The organism is Microcoleus sp. F4-D5 (assembly GCF_036704885.1).
GTDB lineage: Bacteria > Cyanobacteriota > Cyanobacteriia > Cyanobacteriales > Microcoleaceae > Microcoleus.
On the sequence record NZ_JAUBSX010000002.1, the window covers coordinates 82,313 to 108,670 of the forward strand.

28 protein-coding genes are annotated in these 26,358 nt (G+C 45.6%); 18 read left to right on the plus strand and 10 right to left on the minus strand.

The annotated features are described in order from the left end of the window. Positions 1 to 40 precede the first annotated feature (40 nt). The 4 genes from QUA80_RS01650 (at position 41) to QUA80_RS01665 (ending at position 5,289) form a co-directional block, all read left to right on the plus strand. A complete protein-coding gene (locus tag QUA80_RS01650; RefSeq protein WP_333420784.1) occupies positions 41 to 346 on the plus strand; it encodes a hypothetical protein in 306 nt (101 codons plus the stop codon). A 150-nt stretch (positions 347 to 496) separates the two neighbouring features. Then, the gene (locus QUA80_RS01655; RefSeq protein WP_333420786.1) at positions 497 to 1,450 is read left to right on the plus strand and encodes a hypothetical protein; all 954 of its coding nucleotides are present in this window, start codon (positions 497 to 499) and stop codon (positions 1,448 to 1,450) included. Between the two features lie 59 nt (positions 1,451 to 1,509). Next, positions 1,510 to 1,791, plus strand: coding sequence for a hypothetical protein (locus tag QUA80_RS01660; protein WP_333420788.1), 282 nt, complete (start codon positions 1,510 to 1,512; stop codon positions 1,789 to 1,791). A gap of 369 nt (positions 1,792 to 2,160) precedes the next feature. Further along, positions 2,161 to 5,289, plus strand: a complete 3,129-nt coding sequence (locus QUA80_RS01665; RefSeq protein WP_333420790.1) for an MFS transporter — start codon at positions 2,161 to 2,163, stop codon at positions 5,287 to 5,289. Positions 5,290 to 5,566: 277 nt separating this feature from the next. Here the strand turns inward: QUA80_RS01665 and QUA80_RS01670 are convergent, their stop codons facing one another. Then, a complete protein-coding gene (locus tag QUA80_RS01670; RefSeq protein WP_333420792.1) occupies positions 5,567 to 6,157 on the minus strand; it encodes a Uma2 family endonuclease in 591 nt (196 codons plus the stop codon). Positions 6,158 to 6,446: 289 nt separating this feature from the next. Here QUA80_RS01670 and QUA80_RS01675 point away from each other — a divergent pair, with 289 nt between their 5' ends. After that, positions 6,447 to 6,926: an orange carotenoid protein N-terminal domain-containing protein gene (locus tag QUA80_RS01675; RefSeq protein ID WP_333420794.1), complete on the plus strand. Its 480-nt coding sequence runs from the start codon at positions 6,447 to 6,449 to the stop codon at positions 6,924 to 6,926. A gap of 227 nt (positions 6,927 to 7,153) precedes the next feature. Here the strand turns inward: QUA80_RS01675 and QUA80_RS01680 are convergent, their stop codons facing one another. Together QUA80_RS01680 and QUA80_RS01685 are read right to left on the minus strand one after the other, a co-directional pair. Then, positions 7,154 to 7,585: a VOC family protein gene (locus tag QUA80_RS01680; RefSeq protein ID WP_333420797.1), complete on the minus strand. Its 432-nt coding sequence runs from the start codon at positions 7,583 to 7,585 to the stop codon at positions 7,154 to 7,156. A gap of 37 nt (positions 7,586 to 7,622) precedes the next feature. Then, positions 7,623 to 8,297, minus strand: a complete 675-nt coding sequence (locus QUA80_RS01685) for an acetoacetate decarboxylase family protein (protein WP_333420799.1) — start codon at positions 8,295 to 8,297, stop codon at positions 7,623 to 7,625. 291 nt (positions 8,298 to 8,588) lie between these two features. Here QUA80_RS01685 and QUA80_RS01690 point away from each other — a divergent pair, with 291 nt between their 5' ends. From QUA80_RS01690 to QUA80_RS01700, 3 genes are all read left to right on the plus strand, one after another. Continuing rightward, positions 8,589 to 9,164: a glycerol-3-phosphate ABC transporter substrate-binding protein gene (locus QUA80_RS01690; RefSeq protein WP_333420801.1), complete on the plus strand. Its 576-nt coding sequence runs from the start codon at positions 8,589 to 8,591 to the stop codon at positions 9,162 to 9,164. A 253-nt stretch (positions 9,165 to 9,417) separates the two neighbouring features. Next, entirely contained in the window at positions 9,418 to 10,269 is an 852-nt protein-coding gene (locus tag QUA80_RS01695; RefSeq protein ID WP_333420803.1) for a hypothetical protein, read from the plus strand. Further along, the gene (locus QUA80_RS01700; protein ID WP_333420805.1) at positions 10,266 to 11,495 is read left to right on the plus strand and encodes a tetratricopeptide repeat protein; all 1,230 of its coding nucleotides are present in this window, start codon (positions 10,266 to 10,268) and stop codon (positions 11,493 to 11,495) included. The genes QUA80_RS01695 and QUA80_RS01700 overlap by 4 nt, the downstream gene beginning before the upstream one ends. Before the next feature lie 142 nt (positions 11,496 to 11,637). Here QUA80_RS01700 and QUA80_RS01705 read toward each other — a convergent pair whose 3' ends face one another. From QUA80_RS01705 to QUA80_RS01715, 3 genes are all read right to left on the minus strand, one after another. Continuing rightward, on the minus strand, positions 11,638 to 13,119 hold the full coding sequence (locus tag QUA80_RS01705; protein ID WP_333420806.1) for an S-layer homology domain-containing protein: 1,482 nt from the start codon (positions 13,117 to 13,119) through the stop codon (positions 11,638 to 11,640). A gap of 286 nt (positions 13,120 to 13,405) precedes the next feature. Next, positions 13,406 to 14,416: a DUF6263 family protein gene (locus tag QUA80_RS01710; RefSeq protein WP_333420808.1), complete on the minus strand. Its 1,011-nt coding sequence runs from the start codon at positions 14,414 to 14,416 to the stop codon at positions 13,406 to 13,408. Between the two features lie 4 nt (positions 14,417 to 14,420). Next, positions 14,421 to 15,110: a polysaccharide deacetylase family protein gene (locus QUA80_RS01715; RefSeq protein WP_333420811.1), complete on the minus strand. Its 690-nt coding sequence runs from the start codon at positions 15,108 to 15,110 to the stop codon at positions 14,421 to 14,423. 234 nt (positions 15,111 to 15,344) lie between these two features. On the opposite strand from QUA80_RS01715, the gene QUA80_RS01720 reads away from it, so the two are divergent. The 8 genes from QUA80_RS01720 to QUA80_RS01755 all read left to right on the plus strand — a co-directional run bounded on the left by QUA80_RS01720 (position 15,345) and on the right by QUA80_RS01755 (position 20,308). Then, entirely contained in the window at positions 15,345 to 15,479 is a 135-nt protein-coding gene (locus QUA80_RS01720) for a hypothetical protein (protein ID WP_333420813.1), read from the plus strand. After that, on the plus strand, positions 15,476 to 15,724 hold the full coding sequence (locus QUA80_RS01725) for a DUF5615 family PIN-like protein (protein ID WP_333420815.1): 249 nt from the start codon (positions 15,476 to 15,478) through the stop codon (positions 15,722 to 15,724). Before QUA80_RS01720 ends, QUA80_RS01725 begins: the two co-directional genes overlap by 4 nt. A 118-nt stretch (positions 15,725 to 15,842) precedes the next feature. Then, positions 15,843 to 15,998: a hypothetical protein gene (locus QUA80_RS01730; protein WP_333420817.1), complete on the plus strand. Its 156-nt coding sequence runs from the start codon at positions 15,843 to 15,845 to the stop codon at positions 15,996 to 15,998. Between the two features lie 175 nt (positions 15,999 to 16,173). After that, positions 16,174 to 16,941 (plus strand): ChaB family protein, encoded by a 768-nt coding sequence (locus QUA80_RS01735; RefSeq protein ID WP_333420819.1) that lies wholly within the window; start codon positions 16,174 to 16,176, stop codon positions 16,939 to 16,941. 231 nt (positions 16,942 to 17,172) lie between these two features. Then, positions 17,173 to 17,331: a rubredoxin gene (rd, locus tag QUA80_RS01740; protein ID WP_333420821.1), complete on the plus strand. Its 159-nt coding sequence runs from the start codon at positions 17,173 to 17,175 to the stop codon at positions 17,329 to 17,331. Positions 17,332 to 17,355: 24 nt separating this feature from the next. Beyond that, positions 17,356 to 18,621 carry an NAD(P)/FAD-dependent oxidoreductase gene (locus QUA80_RS01745; RefSeq protein ID WP_445302194.1) on the plus strand — a complete coding sequence of 422 codons (1,266 nt, stop codon included), beginning with the start codon at positions 17,356 to 17,358 and terminating at the stop codon, positions 18,619 to 18,621. 115 nt (positions 18,622 to 18,736) lie between these two features. Next, entirely contained in the window at positions 18,737 to 19,474 is a 738-nt protein-coding gene (locus QUA80_RS01750; RefSeq protein ID WP_333420825.1) for a hypothetical protein, read from the plus strand. A 60-nt stretch (positions 19,475 to 19,534) separates the two neighbouring features. Then, complete coding sequence (locus QUA80_RS01755) at positions 19,535 to 20,308, plus strand: class II aldolase/adducin family protein (RefSeq protein ID WP_333262849.1); 774 nt, start codon at positions 19,535 to 19,537, stop codon at positions 20,306 to 20,308. Between the two features lie 37 nt (positions 20,309 to 20,345). Here the strand turns inward: QUA80_RS01755 and QUA80_RS01760 are convergent, their stop codons facing one another. From QUA80_RS01760 to QUA80_RS01775, 4 genes are all read right to left on the minus strand, one after another. Beyond that, complete coding sequence (locus QUA80_RS01760) at positions 20,346 to 21,269, minus strand: Rpn family recombination-promoting nuclease/putative transposase (RefSeq protein WP_333420827.1); 924 nt, start codon at positions 21,267 to 21,269, stop codon at positions 20,346 to 20,348. 37 nt (positions 21,270 to 21,306) lie between these two features. Beyond that, the gene (locus QUA80_RS01765; RefSeq protein ID WP_333420829.1) at positions 21,307 to 22,053 is read right to left on the minus strand and encodes a HEAT repeat domain-containing protein; all 747 of its coding nucleotides are present in this window, start codon (positions 22,051 to 22,053) and stop codon (positions 21,307 to 21,309) included. A 454-nt stretch (positions 22,054 to 22,507) separates the two neighbouring features. Further along, positions 22,508 to 23,047 (minus strand): GNAT family N-acetyltransferase, encoded by a 540-nt coding sequence (locus QUA80_RS01770; RefSeq protein WP_333420831.1) that lies wholly within the window; start codon positions 23,045 to 23,047, stop codon positions 22,508 to 22,510. A 4-nt stretch (positions 23,048 to 23,051) separates the two neighbouring features. Beyond that, on the minus strand, positions 23,052 to 23,255 hold the full coding sequence (locus QUA80_RS01775; RefSeq protein ID WP_333420833.1) for a hypothetical protein: 204 nt from the start codon (positions 23,253 to 23,255) through the stop codon (positions 23,052 to 23,054). A 136-nt stretch (positions 23,256 to 23,391) separates the two neighbouring features. On the opposite strand from QUA80_RS01775, the gene QUA80_RS01780 reads away from it, so the two are divergent. Further along, positions 23,392 to 24,753 (plus strand): calcium-binding protein, encoded by a 1,362-nt coding sequence (locus tag QUA80_RS01780; RefSeq protein WP_333420834.1) that lies wholly within the window; start codon positions 23,392 to 23,394, stop codon positions 24,751 to 24,753. A gap of 216 nt (positions 24,754 to 24,969) precedes the next feature. Continuing rightward, a complete protein-coding gene (locus QUA80_RS01785; protein ID WP_333420837.1) occupies positions 24,970 to 26,325 on the plus strand; it encodes a calcium-binding protein in 1,356 nt (451 codons plus the stop codon). Positions 26,326 to 26,358 lie beyond the last annotated feature (33 nt).

Genomic DNA, 26,358 nt, shown 5'->3' on the forward strand with positions numbered 1-26,358 from the left:
TTCTGATATTATCAGACGTGAGGCGGATTTGATTAAATATATGAATAAAATTTGGCAAAACTACGAAAAAGGTATGGGAGTATTTGATAATTGTCACTCTCCTACTGTGCAATCTCAGTGGCTTGCCTTAAAAGATGAAATAGGAGAATTTGTTCGAGAACCTAATTCAAGCGAAATTTGGGATATTGTTCATGCTGCTGGTCGATTGCTTTACAAAATAATCGGAATTCCCTTATATTTACTGGCCTATCCTACTGTTCGCAAACACAGTCAACGTTTCGAGGAGTACGGCTGTATTCGCAGCATTCGCAACTGTGAGGGTAAATGCTGCGGCAAAAATTCGTAGGGTACGCTGCGGCGCACCTGATATCATGTTTGTTGAATGACCCGCAATTACATTCTAATGACGGGATTCAAAAAACAATGCAACTTTAGCAAGCGCAAAACTCATATCCAGTAACTAATTCCCAATCTAAAATCTCAAATCTAAAATCGCATGACCAGATTCATTCACGACCAATTTGCTAAACAGTATTTGAAAGAACTATTAACCCCTCTCGGTAATGTAGAAACCAGCCGGGATGTTGCTGGAGAAGTGAGGCAGGTTGACGTTTTATTTGCCCCGAAACCGGAACCGGAAGTCGAACCAACAGCCCTCGGCATTCTGGGTCAAATAGCAGCACAACCCGCTGTATTTGAACCCTTCCGCAGTCCAGTCCAGATCGGAGAAATTCGCAGTTGTCTGGGCAAACTCTTCGATATCCACGGCGAATTTGAACGCGCCGCAGCTAGAGAAAATACCCGGATTGCAGAGGCAGACTTGCCCCAACTCTGGATACTGTCGCCGACTGTTTCCGATACGATGCTAGCTGGATTTCGAGCCCTTCCCGAACCGGAAAATTGGGTAAATGGAGTTTATTTTCTGGGCCCATCTCTGAAAGCAGCGATCGTTGTCATTCACCAACTGCCCCGCACTCCAGAAACGCTGTGGCTGAGAGTTTTGGGAAAGGGAAACGTGCAGAAGCAAGCTATTGCCGAATTGAGAGAATTACCCTCAGATAATGTGTTTCGGGTGAGTGCGTTAGAATTGTTGTACAACTTGCGAACTATTTTAGAAGTCCGCCAAGACATAGATCGAGAAGATCGGGAGTTAATTATGGAACTGTCACCCCTCTACTTGCAACGGTTGGAAGATGCAACTCAGCGCGGTATCCAGCAAGGTGTCCAGCAAGGTATCCAGCAAGGTATTCAGCAAGGTATTCAGCGCGCTCAACGCCTGATAGTTGAGAGTATGCTACAAGTAAAATTTGGCGAGATTGATGAAGAATTAGCCCAAATAATCGAGCCTTTAATTCAGCTAGAACCCCTCGATCGCACGCGACTAATTAGGCAGCTCGATCGCTCTGAATTGCTAGCTCATTTTGAACATAAAAATCAACCGGAATCCTAACTCAGCAGCGCACTCTACGATACCGCCAAGACATAGATCGAGAAGATCGGGAGTTAATTATGGAACTGTCAAGCCTTTACTTGCAACGGCTGGCAGAGGCAACTCAGCGCGGTATCGAGCAAGGTATCGAGCAAGGTATCGAACAAGGTATTCAGCAAAGTAAACGCGAGATTCTTGAGAGTATATTACAAGTAAGATTTGGCGCAATTGATGAAGAATTAGCCCAAATAATTGAGCCTTTGATTCAACTAGAATTTCTTGAAATCGCGCGACTGAGTATGCAGCTCGATCGAGCGCAATTACTCGCTCGTTTTGAGCCTAAAAATCCAACGGAATCCTAACTCGCTAGCGCACTCTACGATATGTAGGGTGCGCCGAAAATTACTTTACTACTATTGATAATTGGTGGGGATCGCCCCAGCCTCAAACTTGCCACTTTGATGCGAACTCTGCTGCTAACAGTCGCATAAAAACTAATTTCTGACTTTAGACGGATTTATTTTTTAGCTTCCACAGGCATAATAAGTATTAAGGATGAGATTACTAGAAAACTGATTTACTCCTCATCCCAATTTCACTAATAAGGGCTTCCGTAAGATTAAGCCTGACCGAAACAAACCACAATCTAAAAATTACAAACTCCCCTATGAATAAATTTGGGGTCAAGTTTCGCTATGCCGAGTTAGGCATAAAACTGTAGGAGGTAATTTATGTTTGAAAGCGAGTTATTAATGTCGCTGTACAGTCCCAAATTCAATATTGCCCAAATGCCAGTAGAAATAGATGCGACATTTGACCACCCCGATATCGGAGGGCTGATGTTTTTAAGCCCGCAGTTTTTCGTGGCCTTAATCGCCGGAGTCATCATGGCTTTTGGCTTCCAATTCCTGTTAACAAATTTCTCCATAGCCGCCAAAATCTCAAATTGGGACGAGGCTTTACCCGACGATGACGATGATGAATCTGAAAGTTTTGGGACTAAAGTTCGCAAGACTGAAGGTTTAGTCGGGGGTTGGATTTTAGTCACCGTTAACCTGGCTTTATTTTTGGCTTGTTTTCTGGCAGTCAAACTAACTTCAATTGCCTCTGTAGACGGAGCGGCAATTATTGGTATTGTCATTTGGTCGGCGTACTTTTTAACCTTGGTGTGGCTAGGTTCTAGCGCCGTCGGTTCCGCGATCGGTTCTTTGATAAAAACTGCTTTTTCAGGCGTTCAAGGCGTCATGGGTACTGCGGGTGCTGCGATCGGCGGCAAGATGGCCAGCGACCAGATGGTCAATACTGTAGAGGCATCTGTTGCTGCTGTCCGCCGCGAATTGAGTTCGGCGGTAGACCCGGATAGCATTCGCGAAACACTGCAAGATTATGTGGGTTCTTTGCAGTTACCAAAACTAGATGTTAAGGAAATTCGCGGTCAATTTGAAAAGTTGCTGGGCGATGCAGATATCAAATCTCTTGCGGGAAGCGACGTTCTGAAGAATGTTAACCGCCAGACTTTTGTGGATTTAGTTAAGAGTCGCACAGACTTTTCTCAAGAGGAAATCAATCAAATTGCCGACCAACTCGAAGGCGTTTGGAAGCAAACTTTCGGCAAGCAGCAAGAGCAGAAAGACCCGAATTTAGAGTTGGTTGATTTTCTCAAGTTTGCGGCTCCCGATTTGCTGAAGTCTGACGAACTCAACGCCAAGCTGTCTCAAATTCTGGAAAGTAGGGAAAACAAATCGGAATCCAGCAGCGGCATGAAGCGAGCGATGCAGTTGGGTGTGGAAGCTCTTGTGGGCACTGTTTTGGCGCGGACGGATTTATCGGATTTGGATGTTGAAAAAATCTCCGGTCAGTTACAACAACTGACAGCACAAGGGACTCAAAAAGCTAAATCTTTTGCTTCTCAAGTGGGCGACAAAGTGCCAGCGCTGCCTTTCAATACAGCTAAGGCTGATGTGGAAAATTACTTGATGAATGCCCAACCTTGGCATCTCAACCGGGAGACAATCAAGCAGGAATTTAGGGATGTGATTTACGACCCGGAAGCTTCTCCTGGGGCTGTTTTGCGCCAGTTAGAAATGTTGAATCCCGATTATTTTGTAGGGATTCTGGGCCGACGCGAGGGGTTTGCTCCGGAACAGGTGACGGAAATTGCCGAACAGCTTGAAGGTGTCCGACAAGAAGTGTTGGAAATTGTGCGAAATGCTGCTGGTGAGGAACAGTCTCAAGATTTGCGGAGCCGGATTGAGAATTATTTGCGATCGACCGGCAAGGAGGAATTGAATCCTGAAGGTATCGAGCGGGATTTCCAAGCGCTTTTGGAAGACCGGGATGCTGGTTTTGAGGCTTTGCGCGATCGCCTGTCGCAGTTTAACCGCGATACTTTGGTACAGTTGCTCGGTCAGCGGGAAGATTTCAGTCCAGAGGAAGCCGATCGGTTAATCGGGCGGCTCGAAAGTTCGCGCGATCGCGTGATTTCAAGAGCTCAAGAATTGCAAGAGCAAGCGAAATCGAAAGGGCAAGAAGTGCGGCAAAAGGTAGAAGATTATCTCCGCAATACTAATAAGGAAGAACTCAATCCCGAAGCGATCGAGCGCGAGTTTCAAACGCTGTTAAGCGACCCGGAAGCCGGATTTAAAGCGCTGAGAGAACGCTTATCTCAATTCGACCGCGATACGCTGGTGCAGTTGCTGTCACAGCGCCAAGACCTCAGCGAAGAACAGATAAATCAGGCGATCGACCGGATCGAATCTGTGCGCGACAACATTATCCACGCGCCGCAAATAGCTGCAGATAGGGCTAAGCAACAGTACGAAGAAGTTACTGCAAAAATTGGCGAATACCTGCGGAATACAAACCTGGAAGAACTCGATCCTGAAGGCATCAATCGGGATTTGACTAAATTGTTTGAAAATCCGAAAGAGGGTGTTTTGGCACTTCGGGAAAGACTTTCTCAGGTCGATCGCGAAACTTTGGTAAAGCTGCTGTCGCAGCGGGAAGATTTGAGCGAAGAACAGATTAATCGGACGATCGATCGCGTGCAAGATTCGATTCGCAGCATCGTGAAATCGCCCCGCCGCTTGGCTTCTCGCGCTCAAAAAACAGTCCGGGATTTCCAAGGCAGTTTGGAAAATTACTTGCGGAATACGGACAAGGAAGAACTCAATCCTGAAGGCATCAAACGCGATTTGCAGTTGCTGTTTAGCGAGCCGGGAATGGGGATGCAAAGTTTGGGCGATCGCCTGAAGCATTTCGACCGATCGACTCTGGTAGCATTGCTGTCGCAGCGGGAAGACATCTCGTTCGATGAAGCCAATAGAATTGCCGACCAAATTGAATCTGTCCGCAACCAAATTGTCGAACAAGTTCAAATGGTTCAGGACAAGTTTCAGTCAGCAATCGACGGTATTTTCGGGAAAATTCGGGATTACCTCAATTCGCTCGATCGACCAGAGCTCAACTACGAGGGCATCAAGCGGGACTTACGCAAAGTGTTTGACGATCCGCAGGCAGGATTTGACGCGATTAAAGAGCGTTTAGGTGAGTTCGATCGCGGTACTTTAGTTGCCCTGCTGAGTTCTCGTCCCGATATTTCCGAGACTGACGCTCACCGAATTGTTGACCAAATCGAAGGAGCCCGGGACAGCGTTTTATTGCGAGCGGAACGCCTGCAAAATCAAGCCAAACAACGCATTAAACAGCTCAAAAACAAGGCCAAGCAGCAAGCAGAAGATGCGCGCGAAGCCGCAGCAGCCGCAGCTTGGTGGCTGTTCGGTACGGCTCTGACTTCTGTGGTTGTTTCGGCTTTGGCTGGAGCAATAGCAGTCAACGGGATTTCGGGTTTGTTTAGCTAGATTTTCAACGAGTTTGAAATAAAGTTCTCCTGATTCTAGGCTGGCTGTTTGCCAGCCTATTTTCTTTGACTAACACTTCATTTGTTTGGTGTTGCATAATTGCAGAATAATTTTAATTGTTTTGTGGGATGGGCGTCCCGCCCGTCCGGTGTATTGTCAAAGCAAGCGGGACACCCCACAACAATCATCCTCAAATTGTGCAATGCTGTTTTTTTAGTCCACCCGACCCTAGATCCTGCCACGTAAACTGCGGCGGAATTTGTTGATGTAGCGAATTCTATTCGCCGAGAAAACTAGGAGGAAATACTTTAGATAAATCGAGGGACAAATCCCCAAAAGTAGGGATGGCAACTGTCTCGTTAGACAGAAAAATTCTCTTGACGCGATAACCAAATTTGCCTTGCGAATTCTGATAAGGTTCGCTGTAACATTCCAAACAAGTTTCTAATAAATTAAATATCCAATAATCAGAGATAGCCGCTTCAGCATAAAGGGGCAACTTGACTTGTTTGTCGTATTTCAAAGAAGAATCCGCAATCTCAATCAGTAACAATATATCCGCTGTTGTGGGGTGAGAGGATAAATAGTCATCAGGGCGATTTTGCACGATCGCGCGATCGGGTTCAGGTTCGCTGTCATCAGGCAGAATAATCGGTTGTTGTCCTCGCAGTGTCGCCCGTTCTCCCAGCAGCTTAAATAACTCGCGTTCCAAGCGTGTCTCGCAAACAGAGTGAGCAGTACCTTTAGCAGCCCTGTTGACAAGTTCTCCCTTGATTAACTCAACTCGATCGTCCTCACCAAAGAACCCCAGTTCTGTCAGGCGGTGATATTCCGCTATGGTGAAGCGTTTTGCAGTTGCGATCGACATAACAGCCACCTCAATACAGGTCTGTTGCGATTATAGGCGATCGTCGATCGGCTAAACAATGCCGATCGCGAGCTCCGCTAACAACAATCTTGTCAAATTTCCCTCATCCTTTGGTTGCAAATTTTTCCAATTTTGGTGAATTTACTCCCCAAAATTATGTCCGGGATCATCTCTGTCTTAAGCAAGATTCTAGCAGCACTATTTATTAGGTACTTTAACTTTAAGTAGCAAACAAAAGTTTTCTCACAAATAAGAAAACTGAGCAATACATATTATTTTGGAGGCTTGAATGACCTTTACTACTACCAGTGCTTACGACCAAGGAAAAGCAGATATTAAACAGTTGAGTGTAGACGACCAATTAGGTTTGCTGTGGTTTGTTTACACCCAAATGGGCAAGTCGATAACACCTGCTGCTCCCGGTGCTTCCGGTTCCGACATCGCGCAGGGTTTGTTCGATCGCGTCAAGGAATTGCCTCACGAAGAACAACTGCAAGTGATGCGCGACATTGCATCAAAAGCGAATACTGAGATTAGTCGCATTTATGGGTCGATGAGTCCAGAAACCAAGCTGGCTTTTTGGTATTTTCTAGCAGTAGGAATGGACGAAGGAACTATTATTCCTGTGCCTGGAAACTATCAACTTCCCGAAGCAGGACAAGCTTTACTAGGAAAGATTGAGGGCATGGACTTCCAGCAGCAAATTGATTTCCTTCGCGGTACAATTTTAGAAATGGGTGCTGAAGCCGCTCCGGGGGCGGGCATTTAAAAAGATTAGTAATTACTCAGCGAATTAATTGCCTGCAACCCCGGTTAATTTGTGATTAAATTAGCTGGGGTTGCTCAATCTAGCAGCCGTGGAAGCACTTCAACGTAATGCTGTGATTCACAAGCGTTGTGAATCATCTTGCAGAGGCTTTGTTGTACTGCGTTTCACTCAGCATGACACCTAGGCTTTGCGTCGTAAATCGTGTCTAGAAAACTTCATGGCTGACCTCATAACTTTGCTTGCGCTAATAAGTTTTCTAACAGCGAGCTAACTTCCTGACCGTAGGAAATTTCCAGCGTATGACCGTCCGGGTCTCGGATATAAGCCCAGTAACCGACAGGAGGTTCCGAGTCATTAGGGCCGTTCAATAAAAGCCCTTCTGACTCAGCTTCACTGCAAAGGCGATCGACTTTTTCACGACTTTCGCAGGCGACACCGAGATGGGAATCTGGTAAAAGTTTGCCCTCCACTAATGGTGCTTTAATTAGCACAATAACGAACGGTCGAATCAAATCACTAATCCAAGCAACATCTAATGATGTAATTGGATCTACACGGCGGTGAACCACTTTTAGGTCAGCGTACTTCGCGTAAAATGAGATACTTTTATCTACATCCCTAACTGAAAGTGCAATGTGAGTAAAACCAATATCGCTCATTTGAAGTTTCCTCCTATAATGTAGGCAAATTTTAGCACTAATAACTGAATTCAGCAGATCTGTTCCCCACTATTTGCGGCACACCTGCTGTAAAACGCATATCTTCGCAGCCAAAAGTTAGCAAGGGCTGACCTAAGTTTAAACGGGCAAAATGACTTTCTTCAGGTATTTCTAATTCACCTCTAATCAAGCCGATTCGAGATTTAACTTCTCCTTTAAACAACAGCAAATTGCTGCGGTCAGCGCTAAAAAAAATTCCGCTCAAAGGCAGCGGTAAACCTAAAGTTTGCTTGCTGTAATTGAGACTGCACAGTTGACAATTTTCTTGGCGAACTGTGACGCGGTAGCCTAGCGGTGCTGCCTTTACCGAATCGCTGCCTTCCCAACTAAATGTAGCTAATTCTTTAGGAAGTCCCCAAATTTCGCGCCCGCCTGCTACCGAGTTAGGATTGTCTACGTAGATGTGGGAAATCCAAGCGCCCCATTTTCCGGCATAATTGGCGATCGCGCTAACTACAATTAACTCATTGTACTCCATCACCGAACCCAACCCGTAGGAGGATATATAAATGCCACCTAGGGTTTTTCCGGGCAATAAAGAGACAATTTCTAACTCAGAGGGAACCAAGGGGCGCACTCGTGCGACATCTACTAATTGTAAAGTCTCAACAGCATAACCTTGCAGATTCCAAGGCGCAGGTGGATATACCATTTTCAGTAATTAAATTTATGATATTTTATATTTATTTTACCTTAGCGTATCAAAAAGCAACAGTTTTTTGTATCTCTTCACAGATTCTTAGTAATTTTACATATAAAAAAGATTAATGTGTTGATACCAGGCAAACAGTTGACATTCCAGAGAAAGTTAAATATGGTCTATCTAGTGAATATTTAGAAGGAAACCTAAACCTGTATGCTGACATCTTAAAAACCAGATGTTTTCGATAGTTTAGAGCATTTTTTCACGGCGAGAGAGCTGCTAGAGCAAGCCCAGGACAACATGACAGAACTGGGTGCTATTATCCGCAGTCACGGTTTGCAAAAGCAGGTAGGTATTTGCTTGCTTCACAAACACTTTGACCTATCGGATAACGAAAGGTTGGTCGAAGAGTTTGACGGCAACAATGCTTATGTCAAACCGACAGCAGAATACGGCGATGCTATTCCATATATGTGGAAAGTTGAAAAAGATCGAACATCAGGCGACTGGGTTTGGTTTCCTTTAGAATTTGTCCGCGTTAGTGAAGCCGTGTCGGCAGCAATTAAACGGTCAGAAGCCGTTGTCAACAACTCAGAATTTCTCAATGAAATTGCAGGTAAACTGTCAGAATTAGCGCTGACTAATATGTTCGGCATCAGCATTTTGCACCGAGATGCAATTAAAGTTGCTGAGGGCGAAATTTTAGTAGAAAGCACAGACGATGAAGCCCGCGTTTTGACTTTTTCCTCAGTTCCCCGGCCGGATATTGACCCCGCAACTTTAACGCAAACTCTCTGGCAGTTTCCCCATGCTGAAGGGTTTGAAGTAGGATCTATGTGCAGTCACTGCACTCACTGCACCCATTGCAGTCATTAGGCAAGATTGCTAAAGGATAAAAAGTACATACCATAGGTAGGGACACGGCAGTCCCGTCTCCCTACGGAGATCGATAGGCGGGTGTACTTCATAAACTTGGAATCTGCTGTATTGCAGGTTTGTACAGCGCACCTTATCGCTAGAAGTACCACGTCAAACTACTTTTTACCTAAGTCCTGAAACTCAGAAGAAAAAACTCAAGTCCAGACTAAAAACATTTTTTTTGATAATTGGGATTAATAAATATTAAATAATGTCCAGCCTCCGTCAAAGTATAGTAATTTATCGCTGCCAAAATCGGGAGTCAGAAGCTACAGAGAAAGAGTTGCCAATTCGAGTGTGGCTGAGTTCGGGCACTCAGCTAGCTTTTGACAGCGTACCCGATCGCATTCAGTATTGCGAAGGGGCTTTTATGCCAAAAGAACCTTGGAGGGAACCAACACCGGCAGAGTCTGCACTGCTTTGGGTTCATGAACCCCCACCGCAATATTCGGGTGTAGGAATTGTGCGTTTACCGCCGGATGTTTTAGCTTTGTTTGCTGCTGCCGGTATCGCTTCCCTAACAACTCCGCTACAGGTTGCTGAGTTTAAATCCGAGGAAAAATGCCGGCAGGCACTCGATAAATTAATTGAGTATTTTCAGCCTTTTTGTCTCTCGGATGCGCCGCCGATTATTAACGGTATGGGAGGCAGGCAGCCGGGATTGAGTACGGCAACAATTGATAATAAACGCGGTTGCCGCAACGGTTTGCATACTGATAATTGGGACGGGTTGCCGCTGGCGAAAAAGCAGGAGGCTACTAATCGAATTTGCGTGAATTTAGGTCGGGACAGCCGTTACTTTTTGTTTGTGAATTTGACTGAAATTGATATTTTTGAAATGCTGGGGGGCCGTGATTCCGATCTTGGAAAACCTTGGACGCGACAGTTAACCAATGAGTTTATGCAGCGCTATCCAGAATATCCGGTGGTGAAGCTGAGAATTGCACCGGGCGAGGCTTATATTGCACCGACTGAAAATATGATTCACGATGCTTCTACTGCCGAAATGAAGCACTTGGATGTTAAGGTGATGATGCGCGGTTATTACAGGATTCCAGCATGAGTTTTGCCGTTAGCGAAGCCCTCGAAGAGGATCGCAATTTTACAGATACTTTTAGAGATAGTTTAAAGGATGAGGGAAAATTGCAAGAGTCGATCGCCCTTTACGAACAGTCGATCGCCCAAAATCCCAATTCGCCCTCAGCTTACCACAATTTAGGCAAAGCGCTGCAACAAAACGGGCAAATTGCAGAAGCTGTCGCCTGTCACCAAAAAGCCATTCTCCTCCAACCAAACTTTACTGCTGCTTACTTCCCCTTGCTGTACGCGCCGCTGCCTAAAGATTCTCCTCTGATTGACAGCCTGGTTGCTCTTTACCGCGAAGTTATCGAGATTTTGCCAAATTTTCCATTAGCCTATATTAACTTGGCTGTAGCGCTGAGCAAGCAGGGAAAAATTCACGAGTCGATCGCACTTTTTCAAACAGCAGTCCGCTTGCAAACAGTCGCATCTCGCCCGCAACTGTCGCAAGTAGAATGGAATTGGGCTTCATCGCGATCGGCAGATTTCATTATCGTCGGTTCTCCCCGTTGCGGCACAACTTCTCTCTACAAATATATCACTTCGCACCCTCAGATTTTACCCGCAGCCAATAAAGAAATCTGTTTTTTTTCCGAACATTTCAACAAGGGAATAGCTTGGTATCGATCGCATTTTCCGCCATCAATAGACGGGCATCATTTTTTGACAGGAGAAGCAACTCCGACTTATCTGACTCACCCGCTGGCTGCGGAAAGATTGCACGGTTGTTTGCCAAAAGTTAAGCTAATTGTAATTTTGAGAAATCCGGTCGATCGGGCTTTTTCGCACTATCAAATGCTGGTGAGGCGCGGTACGGAAGGCAGAAGTTTTGAAAAGGCGATCGATTCCGAGTTGCAATTGCTTGATGGCGCAACCGAAACAAACTTAGAAGATAAAAATCATTGGAAAGATTGTCATTATATTTATAAGAGTCTTTATGCTTGCAGTCTCAAAGAGTGGATGAAACTTTTTCCCAGGGAACAGTTTTTGATTTTGCAAAGTGAAGAATTTTATGGCAATCCGGCTGCGACACTCAAACAAGTTTTTGAGTTTTTAGATGTGCCAGATTTTCCACTCGGGAATTATCAAAAGTATAACGGTGGTGATTATCAGCCTGCAGATGATGCTGTCAGCCAGCGATTGCGCGAGTATTTTCAGCCGCACAATCGGAAATTAGCGGAATATGTAAAGAGAGAATTTGCATGGTAATTACAAAAAACTTATAGGGGCGGGTTTAGCGCGAAATACCAAACACCGAACAACTAATCTAGATACCAAATCCGCCCCTACAAACACTATCCGCGTTAATCCGCGTTAATCGGCTTAAATCTGCGGTTAAAAACCTCCAAATCTACTTACTAGCATAACCCGTACTTACCAAAAACTCCCGCAACTTCCCAAAAAATTGAGTGCGATCGCGCCCTTGATAAACCCTCTCCAACAACTGCCAACCTTCCGCCTCCTGGCCCATGAGATACTTGCTAGCCATGAAGGCCGCCAATACGCCTTTCGCCTCCCCATTTTCACTCAGACGCTTGTTAGATTCCAGCCAAAGCTCAGCAGAATTCGTGTATACTTCCACCGGATACTGTTTGCTAACATCTTGCATTTTTCCGGCGCGGTACTGCCAAACTTGCAGCGGGAAGCGAGAATCAGCGTAATTAGTAAAAGCTTCCGCAAATCGCCCGTCCTGACTCTTGAACTCTGGAATATCATTTTTGCCAAAATCGACAATTTCGTAACTCACATTGCCCCAGAAATGCTTGATATGAGTGTATTTGTTAGCGCCGGAATCGTAGCGGTAAATAAACGAATAATTGCAGCAGCGGACACCGCTTTTGATTGACACTAAATCTGCTAGCACTTCCGGTTCCTTGTCCCCGTCTAAATCGCGAATTCGCAGCGATAACAAACGTCCTTCTGATACTTCTTCGCTGGCTTTTTGGTCGGGATTATCTACTAGAGAACGAGTCGGAATCAGCACTGGTTCTTCTAATAACGTTTTACCGTCGCGGATAATTTTGATGCGGAGATTTTTAGCATTTTCTGCTTCTTTTACGAAAGAAACTTCCGCCCGAACTTTCCCCGCTTCGGAGATTTCTGTTGTTCTCGGCGGGCCGATATTCGGCGGAACTTGGGCGATATATTGGGCAGGAACTAAGGCAGTTTGGCCGGGTTTGGCGATCGCCTGACAGAGAAAAGTTGCTACTTCGGCGCGAGTTGCATTGCGTGTAGGTTCTAGCTGTTTGACGGCCGGATAATTGACCACAAGTTGTTTTTCTGTGGCGGCGGCGATCGCACTTCTGGCCAGTTCGGGAATATCCCGCGCATCTTCAAAAGTCGCATCCAAAATCTCAGCCGCCGGCCCTGCAGGTGTATATTGCAAGCCGCTGGTTAAAGCTACCAAAACCTGCCAGCGGGTAACATTCAAAGTCGGGTTAAAAATACTGCCACTGTATCCAGACATAAAACCCGTTTGATAAGCTTCTCGAATTGCTTTAAAACCCCAGTAATTTGTAGGAATATCTGCAAAGTCGATCGGATTCCGGACGGTTTTCGCATCGGGAAAAGCCCTCCGAAGCATCGCCGCAAACTCAGCGCGGCTGACTGGGCGATTCGGGCGAAAAGTGCCGTCTTCGTAGTAGCCGCTGATGATTTTTTTCTCTGCTAACTCCTCAATGCAAGCTTGCGCCCAATGGTCGTTAACATCCTTAAATTTGGGTTCAGCAAATGCCGGCGCTACATTCAGGCCCGGAAACACTAAATTCCCGATGATTATTCCCAGGGCTACCACTAAACCGATGATAGCTTGCCATCTGTGCGATCGAATCATAGAACAGACTCCTCTACTTACAAATTGGCGATCGAAACTTTCGGATACTTTATACTTTATATATAGCAATCCTCGCATTATTTGTGAATTTCTTACTCCCTCCCCTTACAAAGGGGAGGGTTGGGGTGGGGTAAAAAATTTACGACTCCTGCAATGATTGCTATATCAGGTATATTAACCCGATTTAATACCATTTATTAAAAATTTACCTGTTATTAAAAATTTACCTGCGACCAAGGACACGGCAGTGCCGTGTCCCTACTTTTGAGACTTCCTATAAGAAAGCTTACTTCGACTCTAAAGTCATCTCCATCGCCATTTTTGTTTTGATTGTTGATTCTTGAGAACTACCAGCATTTTTAGCACTCATTTCGCTATTTGAACTAATAGAGACAGTAGAGCGAAAAGGCATTAATCTATCCAAGCGCCCTGTAACTTTTCCCTGACCCTGAGAACTAAAAGATTTTAGGGTTAATGTAGTTCCAGCAGGCAGTTGGGGAGAGGTAATATTTTGGGGGTTTGCTTGCTGCTCTATACTTACATTCATAGAGACAACTCCATCTTGCCAGCTATCCAATTCATAGGTAGCAATGTCATTCACATTCATGCCACTGAAATCAGAGGTAGAAGAAACGCGCCATTTGGCTCCTTTTCCGACTGCTTCGGCAGGCAGCGGCGAGGCTAGTTGTTCTAGAGATTTAGACATTTGTCCAACCATTTGTTTGACGTTGTTGTCAGCTCCTTCGGGCAAAATAATGTCACCTCCTTTATGAAAACCGCGATTGTCCATGATGAAAGAGCCTTTTACTCCCACGATGTTTTTGAGTGCAGAACGCATGGCATCTAGGGCGGCGGGCTGGGTATTTCCAGTATCGCCGACGATATCTGCATTAGTATAAGCAAACTCGTAGTAAATATCGCCGTTGGGATCGATTTTAGTGACTTTGGTCTCGAAAGTCATCACCGATACTGGAATTTTAGTCACAGGCGAAGACTGACCGGATGCGGATATGTCCATATCCATTTTTACGGTCATCACAGTTGTTTCTTTGACATCGATAGCTGGTTTCAAACGCAGTTCCTGTCGGGGTTCCACTCCCGGATTTAGCAATTCCACTTGCGGGGTTTTCGAGTTGGGAACAGGCGCGGATACGCCACGGGATGGCTGCTGAACTACAAGTGGAGTTTGAGCGCTGAGGGAAGCAGGAGAAAGCTCGTGAAGCGAAGCTATCCCGTAGGGAATCGCCCATCCGGCGCTCGCCAAACAAAGAGATGCAATAAACAGTGTTTTTTTCATTAACTTAATTTCGTGTTATTTGAATGTTTGCTTGTTGCCAAAGTCGATCGACAGTCACAAATTTGTAACCTTTATACAAAAGCAATGGAATTATTTTATCGGCAGAAGCTGCAACATCTTCGCCGCCGCAATAGCCATCGTGCAGTACAATAATCGATCCGTTTTCAGTTTGCTGCACGACGCGACTAATAACTTTCCTAACCCCCGGCCGCACCCAATCTTCCGGGACGACGCTCCACATTACGGGGCGATATTCCCACTGTTGCAATAACTCTAATGTTCGCGGCGTAAAAATGCCGTTGGGCGGGCGCACGTCCAGGATTAATTTTGGGTCTAAATCGCAAGCTTTGGCAATTGCTTTTTGCGTGTCTTCTAAACTTTGTTTGAGTTCGTGGGTTTTGAGTTTGGGAAACGATATATGCTGGTAGCCGTGGAGACCGATCCAGTGTCCGCGATCGTACACTTCCTTAGCCGTTTCAGGATGCCTGTCCACGCAAAATCCCAGCCAGAAAAAACTAGCTTTGATGTCGTATTTATCTAAAACTTTTAACAGTTGAGGTGTGTGCTGGCGGTGCGGCCCGTCGTCAACTGTTAGGGCTATTTCTCGGCTGTTGATATCTCCCGTCCACAGACATCTGGGAAAAGCAGATTTGAGAATGGGATGAACGACAGGAAACAGGGGTGCTAGTGGCATGGATTAACCTTGTTAAATGCGATCGGGTAGAAATGAAGCTGCGTTACAATAGAATAAAGTTAACTCAATCTAGGTAAATATGACAACTGCCGTTGATATTGGAGCGCTAATTGTCCGCACTCCTGGAACCTGCGGCGGCCGCGAATTGCAGGAACTAGAATTACGGTAGAGAACATTGTTATTGATTTTAATGCGGGATGGACTCCTGAAGTAATTGTTCAAAAGAGAACGCACTTGAATTTAGCACAAGTTTATGCAGCCTTAGCTTACTATTATGCGAACAAAAAACAGATTGATGCGGAAATAGCAGCAGAAAATGCTGAGTCGGAGCGCTTGGAAGCAGACTCTATGGCAGGTAAGCTATCGTGAGTAAGATTCGTTTATATCTTGATGAGGATATTCAGGAACAATCTCTAATCTTAGCTCTGCGAAATTCGGGTGTAGATGTGATAAGAACCTCGGAGGCTAACAGGCTGAGTTTTTCAGATGAAGAACCGCTCATTTGGGCAACCGAGCAAGGGCGAGTTGTTTACAGTTTTAATAGGATAGATTTCAGCCGTTTACACAATATCTGTATTGCAGAAGAGAGAAGTCAATCGATTGCGCGATTTTAGATTTTAGATTTTAGATTAAAGAATTGAAGCATTGACCCCACGGATAAATTCGGGGGTTCCTTTATCGGATACAGGTTTTTTATTTCTAGACGGATGAATCCGGGGGCTTGTATCCTGGATGCTTGATTGTCATACTGGAATCATTCTTGCACAACAGCAGCGGTACTCGGTGGGCGCACAGTTGCGGGGACTTTTGAATTTGATTGCTGCTAAGTCAGCAGAGGAAATGATCGACGCACTGGAGTATCTTGGAACTTATATAAGAGATGAATAAAAATATGAAATAAATTTGAGTGAGTGCCGAATATTTAATGGTTTAACTCCTTTGATATAGACTAAATCTAGCCACAGTCGATCGACCTCTATCTCAAGGTCGATGCGATCGCCCTGCGGTGTCCTATTATACTGAAAACCACCACAATTAATCGAAAAACCATCAAGGAGGAAAAATGACAGAGGAATACCTAGCCGAACGCACAGTTTCAGCCGTATTTAAGGAAGAAGAACAATTAGACGGCGTAATTCGGCGGTTGCTGGATCGCGGAGTTTCGCGCGACCACATCTCAGTCATGGGAAAAAACTTTCAATCTAAAACTAAAATTGCCGGCTTTATTACTAAAAAAGATGTGATATTAGGCGGTCTGCGAAGCGGGGCGATTTTTGGTTCCTTATTCGGTTCTTTTTTGGGTTTGCTAACAGGCGTCGGCGTGCTGTTTATTCCCTTTGTCGGTGCAGTAGTATCGGCGGGCCCGCTGGGTGCGGTACTTTTGGGTGCGGCTAGCGGCGCGATCGCAGGTTCGGCCGGTGCGGGTCTAGTTTCGGCTTTGGTCGCTTTGGGAATGCCCGAAGAGAAAGCAACTATCTATCAAACCCGCGTTGAAGCTGGCGAATTTCTCGTGATGGCAGAAGTTCCAGCAGATAAATCGGGCGAATTTCAACTCTTGCTAGAAAGTGCAGGTGGCGAAGAAATTTCAGTTAGCGAGATGACCCTGCCGCGCGCCGTTAAAGGTCGCTGCAACAGTCCGGCAGATTTGTCTCCAGAAGTGCGATCGCACCTGTCGGAAGCTGCTCAAAAAACCTTTATGGAATCCTACAACGCCGCATTTGACGAAACCAACGACTCGATACAAGCCGAACACACCGCTTGGAACACCATTCACCAGCAGTATGAAGAAGATGAAAACGGCGTTTGGACTAAGCCTTTAGCCAAAGTCTAGTCTTTCAATTGCAGCAAACTAATAAAAAATACAATCAAGCCTCTAGAACTGCGGTTCTGGAGGCTTTGACGATTTTAGATTTTAGATTTTAGATTTGAAGATGGTGCAAAATTTAATTCGTAAAGACTTGGTAATTATCGAAAGTCTCATTACTTTTTGAAAGTGGTATTGCATTAGGTTGCGTTGTCAAGTACAATCTATAGGCTTACAATATAAAATTGAGTTAAGCAAATGCAAAAATACGTTTGTACAGTTTGCAATTACGTCTACGATCCAGCAGAAGGCGACCCCGACGGAGGCATAGCTCCCGGTACTGCCTTTGAAGATATCCCCGACGATTGGATTTGTCCCACTTGCGGGGCGGCAAAATCCGATTTTGAACCAGAATAAGCGAGAAAAAATTTGTCCGATCGAATCCTCAAAATTACAGTCATCGGCGGCGGTGCAGCGGGTTTTTTTAGTGCAATTACCTGTGCCAAAACCTACCCGCAGGCCCGCGTCACTTTACTAGAAGCTGGCCGGCAACTCCTGGCAAAAGTTCGCATCTCTGGCGGCGGGCGCTGCAATGTGACTCACGCTTGTTTTGACCCCGGTGTTTTAGTGCAGAATTACCCCAGAGGTGGAAAAGCTCTGCGCGGTGCTTTTACTCGATTTCAACCCCGCGATACTGTAGAATGGTTTGCCGGTCACGGTGTGAAGTTGAAAACAGAAGAAGACGGGCGAATGTTTCCGACCACCGACGATTCGGGGACAATTGTTAACTGTTTGATCCGGGCTGCTGAGGATGCAGGCGTGAAAATTCGCACCGGCGATGCAGTCGTTTCACTAAAGAAATTAACGGGCAACACGGCAGAGGACGAACAGGGGGACACCGCCCCTAGGTTTGAAATTGAGTTGAAGTCGGGGGAGAGATTTAAGTGCGATCGCATTCTTCTGGCTACAGGCAGCAATCCGTCGGGTTATAAGTGGGCAAAAGAGTTAGGTAATACTGTAGAACAGCCCGTTCCTTCTCTATTTACTTTTAATATTTCCGACAGCAGAATCAAAGATTTAGCAGGAATTTCTGTTCCTAATGTTAAGGTGAAATTGCCGGGAGCTAAATTAGAACAAAGCGGGCCTTTGCTAATTACTCACTGGGGTTTAAGCGGGCCTGCTGTACTCAAACTTTCAGCTTGGGGTGCGAGATTTTTGCACGATCGCCATTACAAAACATCTGTGCTGATTAATTGGCTTCCCCAGTACAATGCGGAAGTTTTGCGGCAGCAACTGCTAGCGGTTAAGTCGCAGTTGTCGCACCGATTGATTGTTTCTAGCTGTCCGTTTCCGGTGCCGCGCCGCCTCTGGGAACGCTTGACAAGTTCGATCGGCATTGACGAACAAAAACGCTGGGCCGACTTATCTAACAAAACCCTCGATCGCCTCCTGCAAGAACTCGTTCAAGGCGAATATCAGATTGCCGGAAAAGGCGCATTTAAAGAAGAATTCGTCACCTGCGGCGGTGTCAACCTCAAAGAAGTCGATTTTAAGACAATGGAAAGCCGCCGCTGTCCCGGACTTTTCTTTGCGGGCGAAATCTTGGATATCGACGGCGTGACGGGCGGTTTCAACTTCCAAAGTGCTTGGACTACAGCGTGGTTGGCCGGAAACGCGATCGGCAAACCATCCGATTTTAGATTTTAGATTTGAGATTTTAGATTGGGGAATATTTGCTGTGTAAAGGTTTGGGACTTGCGATCGCGCCTTCTGCTTGCCTGTATTAAATTTTGTGTTATTTTTGAATTAAGAGGCACAAAATGTGAATGCAGTTGAGCCTGTAGAAGAAATTCGCAGTTTTGCCTCCTTCAACATCGGGGTCAAACACATGAAAAACTTTAAGCTGAAAACCCTAAAATTCCCGAACCACACTGACAGCCATTTTGACTCACCTTTCATCGAAAAAAATGGCTTGCTGGAACTCAACCCCAAATTTATCACTCCCGAATTTTTAACAGCCTGGACGTTTGAAACACACCTGTACGACGAACAAGTTGCGATCGACCACTTTGTCATCACATTTCCCAGCCGAACCGAACTCGAAAACTACGCCGAATCTTTTTACCCCTTCGGTGCCACAACAGTCGAAGGCCCAGACTTATTCCCGCTCAACTTTTGTGCGGAAAACATTAATGTTCCCTCCGACTTGTGGCTGCATTTAATGACCTTATTAATGCCAGCCGGTGGGTTAGTAGTATTAGATGCCCCCCACGCACCGGGCGACCAAACAGACCGCTTCCAGCAAGCAAGAGGATTAGAAGCAGTTCACCACGTCGCGATTCGAGTTGAAAACGTGCAGAAGGCTGCTAAAATATGGCAAAATAAAAACTTTAAACCGCTATCAGAGCATCCTCTAAACTCCGGCTCATTAACCCAGTGGTTTGTGCAAAACCCCGCCGGACAAATTCTCGAATTAATAGAACGTCGCCCCGGCAACAACGCCACCTTTGACTGCAAAAACATCGCAGGTTTGCGCCTGAGTGAAATTGCAGTTGAGTAGGGCAGGCAAGATGCCTGCCCCACAATTAGCAATTACCCATTCCCTTACAAAATAAAATATATGGTTGCAATAAAAATCCCAAAAGTCACTTTTCAACCCCCAACATTCAACTCAATTGAAGAAGAACGCCGCCACCGCAAACAGCGTTTAGCCGCCGCATTCCGATTATTTGCCCGCTTCGGATTCAGCGAAGGAATTGCCGGACACATCACCGTCCGCGACCCCGAACACCTAGACCATTTCTGGGTCAATTCTTTTGGAATGCACTTTAGTTTAATTCGAGTCAGCGACCTAATTTTAGTCAACCACAAAGGCGAAGTTGTTGAAGGAAATAAACCCGTAAACGAAGCAGCATTTGCCATTCATTCCCAAGTGCACAGCGCCCGCCCCGACGTAATCGCAGCAGCCCACGCTCATTCTCCCTACGGCAAAAGTTGGTCGAGTTTGGGTCGCCTGCTTGACCCGCTGACGCAAGATGCTTGTTCTTTTTATGAAGACCAAGCTTTATTTGACGATTACACCGGAGTTGTTTTGGAAATCGAAGAAGCTAAACGCATCGCCAAAACTTTAGGTGAGAAAAAAGCCATTATCTTACAAAATCACGGACTGTTAACAGTAGGTCAAACAGTAGATGAAGCGGCTTGGTGGTTTATTGCAATGGAACGTTCTTGTCAAGCGCAGTTAATGGCCGAAGCAGCGGGAAAACCAATTCTCATCAAGCCAGAATGTGCCCGTTTGACACAGCAGCAAGTAGGGTCTCACCGCATGGGATGGTTTAGCTTTCAACCGCTTTACGACATGATAGTGCGCCGGGAACCCGACCTATTAGATTAGCACATGATATCTGTAGGGAAACGGCACTGCCGTGTCCTTACTGCTGCTGCGCTGACACCGATTCCAACCAAGCTATCAAATCCTCTTGACTGGTAAAATCTAACAAAATTTCTCCTAAATCCTGTAATTGTTCGAGAGATAACTGCCGAATGCGAGTTTTAGTTTCTGGCGGGATTTCACCAGTGCGCCGCGCGAGTAGACGGAGAATTAATGCTGTTTGCCCCTCAATTATGCCTTCTTGGCGACCTTCTTGCATCCCCTTAATAACAGCACCGCGCTGGTCTTCAAAAAACATTTCCCGCTTTTCCAATTCCTCTAATTCCTTAAGGGTTAAATTACTTCGGCTGGCGATGGAAAAAGCTGTTTTAATTTCGGGGATTGATGCAAATTTTTCGGGAATTTCATCTAATTGGGGAGCATTTTTGATAAAGTAAATCCAGCTTTGAATTAGATTTTCGATTTGTTCCAGTTCTTTGTTAAATTTGGGCAGTTCGACAAATACTAATTCGATTTCTCTGTTATAATACTCGAAGTTTTCTTGGAGTTCTTTAAATACAAAATGGGTGAGAAATTTTTCTGTATTTTCAAACAGAATAAAATCTGTAATTGTTAAAGCAATCAGAGGATTTAATTTCGAGTATCCTTCCCTGGGTTTGAGTTGAGTTGCGTAGGTTTTGGCGGCATTGTAAACTACCCGTTTAGTAAAAGCTTCTACATTTATTACCTGCATTTCGATAATCACAGTTTTGTTGCCTGTAATTTTGGCTTTAACATCCAGGTAAGTGTCTTTTAATCCAGTAACACTTGGCGCGGCGTAAGGGTCAATAATTTCTAAGTCTTCAATGGTTGGCTGCGCGTCATAGAGCATAGCATTTAGGAAGCTAATCAATATGTCTTTGCTCTGGGGGGAACCAAATATTTTTTTGAAACCAAAATCTGTTTTAGCACTAATGAAAGGCATAATGAGTAATGGGTAATTGGTAATGGGGGCGTTTAAATCACAAAAGTCCTTCCATTTCTAAATCTTCAATTATCTGCAATCCGCGCGGGTCGCCAACTCGCAAAAGTGAAGATTTAGCATCTTCCCTGACGCCCATATCTTCATCTTCTTCTAAAGCTTCAATCAGAGCGTCGATCGCCCCAGCGTACACTACATTATTCGGCAATTCCCGCGCCAGTTGCCCGATCGCCCAAGCGGCATTACTTCGCACAGCAGACACAGCATCTCCCCGCAGGGCTTGAATCAACGGCGGAATAGCAGTAATTACCACATAGTAACCAACTTTTGCCATTTGACCCAGAGAACTCGCCGCCCACAAACGCACCGCCGAAATATCAGTTTTCAGAGCATCAATTAAAGATGGCAAAGCGCGCTGATCGCTGCAATTTCCCAAGGCCCAAACTACCCCTTTGCGAACGTAACCGTTCCAATCGCGGTTAAGCTGAAGAATCAGCGGTTCCACAGCATCGGGACTCGGATTTCGCCCCAAAGCATAAGCCGCGCTCACTCGCACCAAGGGGCAACCGTCTCTCAATAAATTAATTAAATGCGAAATTGCTCGATCGTCCTGCAGTTCGCAAAAAGCCCGCGCCGCAATCATCCGGTGCTGAGGTTCCGGGGATTCGAGCAAAGGCAGCATTTCCTCGGGATCTGGCAGCGGGGGTTCGGATTCGTCAAATTGATCCAAAGGGCTTTCCAGTTCCGTGTCAGTATCAAGCGCGTTGGGGTAGTCGTTATTGTTCATAAAAAAACTTTACCGCACAGAGGATGCTCCTCAGCAACTCAGTCAGCAGTCAATAATTGTAGGGTGCGCGCGCAGTACCTTACTACTGAGATCTTGCACCATTGTCAGCAACAGGCTGTCCTGCCCGTTCCGCGAGAAAATTTATCTGTTGTGGAACAGGCGCAAAAGCCTTTTCATAAAAAGCTAATTGATAATGGTGCAACATATGACTTACTACAAACAAATACATCTGCTGTCACCTAATTTGGTAGCGATGAATTCAGTCCTCATAATTGCTGTCACCTAAGTTGGTAGTGAGGACTGAATTCCTCATAATTTGGATGAATCAGGACTAAAATCCTTACTACAAACGAATATCTCTGCTGTTACTTAAGTTGGTAGTGAGGAGTGAATTCCTCATAATTGGGATGAATCAGGACTTTAACCCTGATTCCCAACCAGTAGAATTTATATTTCAAAGGGATTTGAGCATTGAGAGGGAATGACTTTGATAGCCTAATTTTTGATAGAGATTCACCGCAGGCTGATTGCTCAGAAATACTTGCAAACCAATTTGCCGATCGCCCCTTTCCCGCGCCCAATTTTCAGCATGAATAACTAAAGCTGCACCGAGTCCCAGACGGCGATGTTCCGGTGCTACGTACAGCAAAAAAATGTGAGCGTAGCGTTCTCCGGTGGTTTGGTCGATCGCATTTCCCAACCACAAACATCCCACCACAGATTGGAGATTTTGGGCTTGAGATTGCGGATTGAGATACTGTTCGGGAAGCACCGGCAAAATTTCTGCCTCTTCCTGGCTGTTTTTCTGGCACTCTACCCACCAAACCGGCGTCTGGTTAGAAAAATACTGCTCGACAGTTTGAGCCAAATGTCCCAATTCCCCGTCCGGGTAAAGCTCTCGGTATGTCCGGTGCATAAACTTTACCAGTTTTGCCCGCGAATCGAGTCCCGATCCCGATCGCAGCCAGTAACCCGGTATCAGTTGAGCAGACATCAGCTCAGCGGACACCGAGAGCGGCATAATTTAGCCCCAAGAAAATTGGATTGACTGCTGCCGCTTGTTTTTGGGGGATCGCTTCCTCAATCGGTGCCGGGGCAGCCATGTCACCAGGCAAAAAGATGCGAGCGCTGACTGCTACCAGAGCCGCGAAAAATACTAATACCGCTATTAATGGAGCAATGTATTGACGAATGATAGCCATAACCGCAAAAACTTAATTCTTGAGTTGATCTTATCAAGTGTACCATACAAATCTTGTCAGCTATAATGGCTGCCATTGGACAATTAGCTCGAGAAGAGAGCGATCGCAAATACCAACAAACAGAAAATATAATATTATGAGTGCCTCGCCTGCTGTTTATGAAGCTCTGGCTAAATCTATTGTTTTTTTGAATCAAAAGCCTAGCGCGGCCAATGAAGTTTCGCGTTTCCTAGATACTAATGGCTACTATATCGATCGCATATTCGACGACCCAGAAACCAACTTTTATGCGATCGGGTTCGGTTCACTAGATCCCCAAAAACCGCCAGCCCTGGTATTTAAAGGTACAGATTTCATCGACGGCGACGCTATCTTTTCCGACTCCCGAGACATTGGTTTACCTGAATTTGAAAAGAACAAAGATAATCTCAAAAATTGGCTCGCAGAAATCGGTCAAAATACTGCTAAAAACCCCAACAAATTATTGCCCGATGTCATCGGACACAGTTGGGGCGGAGCAGTCGCTCAAATTGTAGCAACCGAATACACATCTCAGACCGGCGATATCTTTACTTTCAACTCTCCGGGAGTGTCAGCGAGTACATTCAACACTTTTCGGAGAAATCTCAGCAGGGCCGGCAACAAAAATGTCAATCACTACATTGTCAGCGGAGATTTCGTCACCTTGTTTGGCGAAGCATTTCTGCCGGGAAAAGTATTTATCCAAAGTTTTACAGACCCGAGTATTAATCCCTTAACTGTTTTGGCAAAACATCGAACAGAAAATTTGTTAACTGCTCCGCCAGTCGGTTTTTTGCAGAGGCAAATTTCTGTAGAACAATTAAATAGTCGCGAGTTTGCTTATAACAACGACTCAGATTTTAACGAGTTTATCGCTGCGATGAATTTGGCCCTGCCCAATGTGTCAGTAGCCATCAGAACCAGAGGAGGTGCAGAGAGTATCAGAACAGCACCAGAATTTTCTTTTGTGCAGTTAATCAGACAAATGCAATACGGCTTAGCTCCATTACAGCCGAATTATTTATCAGGGGACGATCGCAACAATACTGCTACTGGCGGCCCTGGAGAGGATACAGTTATCGGCAACCGCGGTAACGATACTCTCAGAGGCAATCGAGGTAATGACAGCATCACCGGTGGTGCTGGCGACGACTTCTTGTACGGCGGCAGAGATAACGATTATTTGGAGGGTGGCGACGGAAACGATTTGATTTCCGGCGAGTTTGGCAGCGATTTTTTAATTGGCGGTGCGGGGCGCGATCGCTTTGTATTGGAATCCGGCGGCGGAGCAGATGTGATTGTAGATTTTCGAGATAGTGAAGATTTAATTACACTGTCGCGGGGTCTAACTTTTCCTCAAATTAGAGTAACCCAAGGTGGTGACGGAGCTTTAATTACTATCCCGATTACTGGGGAGATTCTTGCTACTCTCAGAGGCGTAGTTGCCAGCGATATTACGCGGGTAGATTTTGTCTAGCTTGAGGGCGAGAAAAATTGGTGTTTTTGGTGGCGCGAAACCGGCCTGGGTTTTGTAGCTAGAGTGTTTTTTTGTATTAAAAAATCTCTCCAAAATTTGCCATTAAAAAAACACTAAAAATGACCAATTAATATGGTTGATAACCGGAGTTTACAGTAAAATTAATTAAGTAGCTTAAACACTAATTCCCAATCTAACGACAGGAAATAAAAAAATATGCCCTCCTCCCCCGCCGCTTACGAAACTATAGCCAAGCAACTTGCTTACATAGATGGCCAGCCCCAGTTTCAAACTGTAGTTCAAACAGGTTTGACCGCTGCTGGCTACCAAATCGATCGCACCTTTGACGATCCCGGAACTGGATTGCACGCGATCGGCTTAATTTCCACCACCCCAGACAAACCGCCTGTTTTGGTATTTCGTGGCACTGACTCGCCCGTAGACGATATTGCCAACGCAGACCCGCGCGGCGCCGGTTTCAACCAATTTGAAGCCAACAAACAAGCATTAGGAAATTGGCTCACACAAATCAGTCAAGATACAGCAAAAAACCCCCGCCGCTTGCCACCAGACCTTCTCGGACACAGCTTGGGCGGCGCCATAACGCAACTAGCCGCCACCGAATTTACATCTACTATCGGAGATGTTGTCACCTTCAATTCTCCCGGAGTCGATCAGAGTACAGTCAATACATTCAAGCAAAAAGCCGGGGCCGGAAAAAATGTAACTCACTACATAGTTAGCGGCGATTTTGTGAGTTTGGGAGGAGAAGCTTTTCTCCCCGGAAAAGTAGTTCTTCAAACATTTACTAACCCGATTATCAACCCACTACTTGTCTTGGACAAGCACACCCAAAGCGGTTTGTTAACTGCTCCTCCTCCCGGCTTAACTCAGGCAGAAATCTCTGTAGACCAGTTGAACCGCCCGGATTTCACTTTCACCGATTCAGATTATTTAGAACTGTTAGCTGGCTTAGACTTTGCACTGCCCTCCTTGGCAACATCGCTGGAATCGCGCAGCAGTTTAGAACAATTAAGAACCGCTCCGGGAAGCTCCTTTTTAGCAAACATTGCAGCAATGAAAACTGCTCTCGATCTGTCCCAAATTAATAATTTAGCAGGCGACAATGCCAACAACACAGCATCGGGTTTTGCAGGCGACGATATTATCACTGGCAACGGCGGAAACGACACTCTCAGCGGCAATAAAGGCAACGATATTATCAGCGGTGGCGCCGGCAACGACCAGTTATTCGGCGGCAAAGGGGATGACAATTTGAACGGGGGAGACGGGGACGATACGCTCATTGGCGGAGCAGGTTCAGATCTCTTAATTAGTGGCGCTGGACGCGACATATTTGTGTTAGGCGTTGGCGGTACAGATACACTTATAGACTTTCAAAAGGGTCAAGATTTAATTGGTTTGAGCCGAGGTTTGAGCTTCAACCAATTGAGAGTTACTCCAGGGGATTTTATAACGACGATTGAAATTGCCAGTAACGGCGAAGTTCTTGCCAGTATTCCCGGCCTTTCAAGTAGTCCCCTAACAGCTAGTGACTTTATTTCAATTTAGTTGGCGGCTGGCCATACAGATATTCGGTAGGGA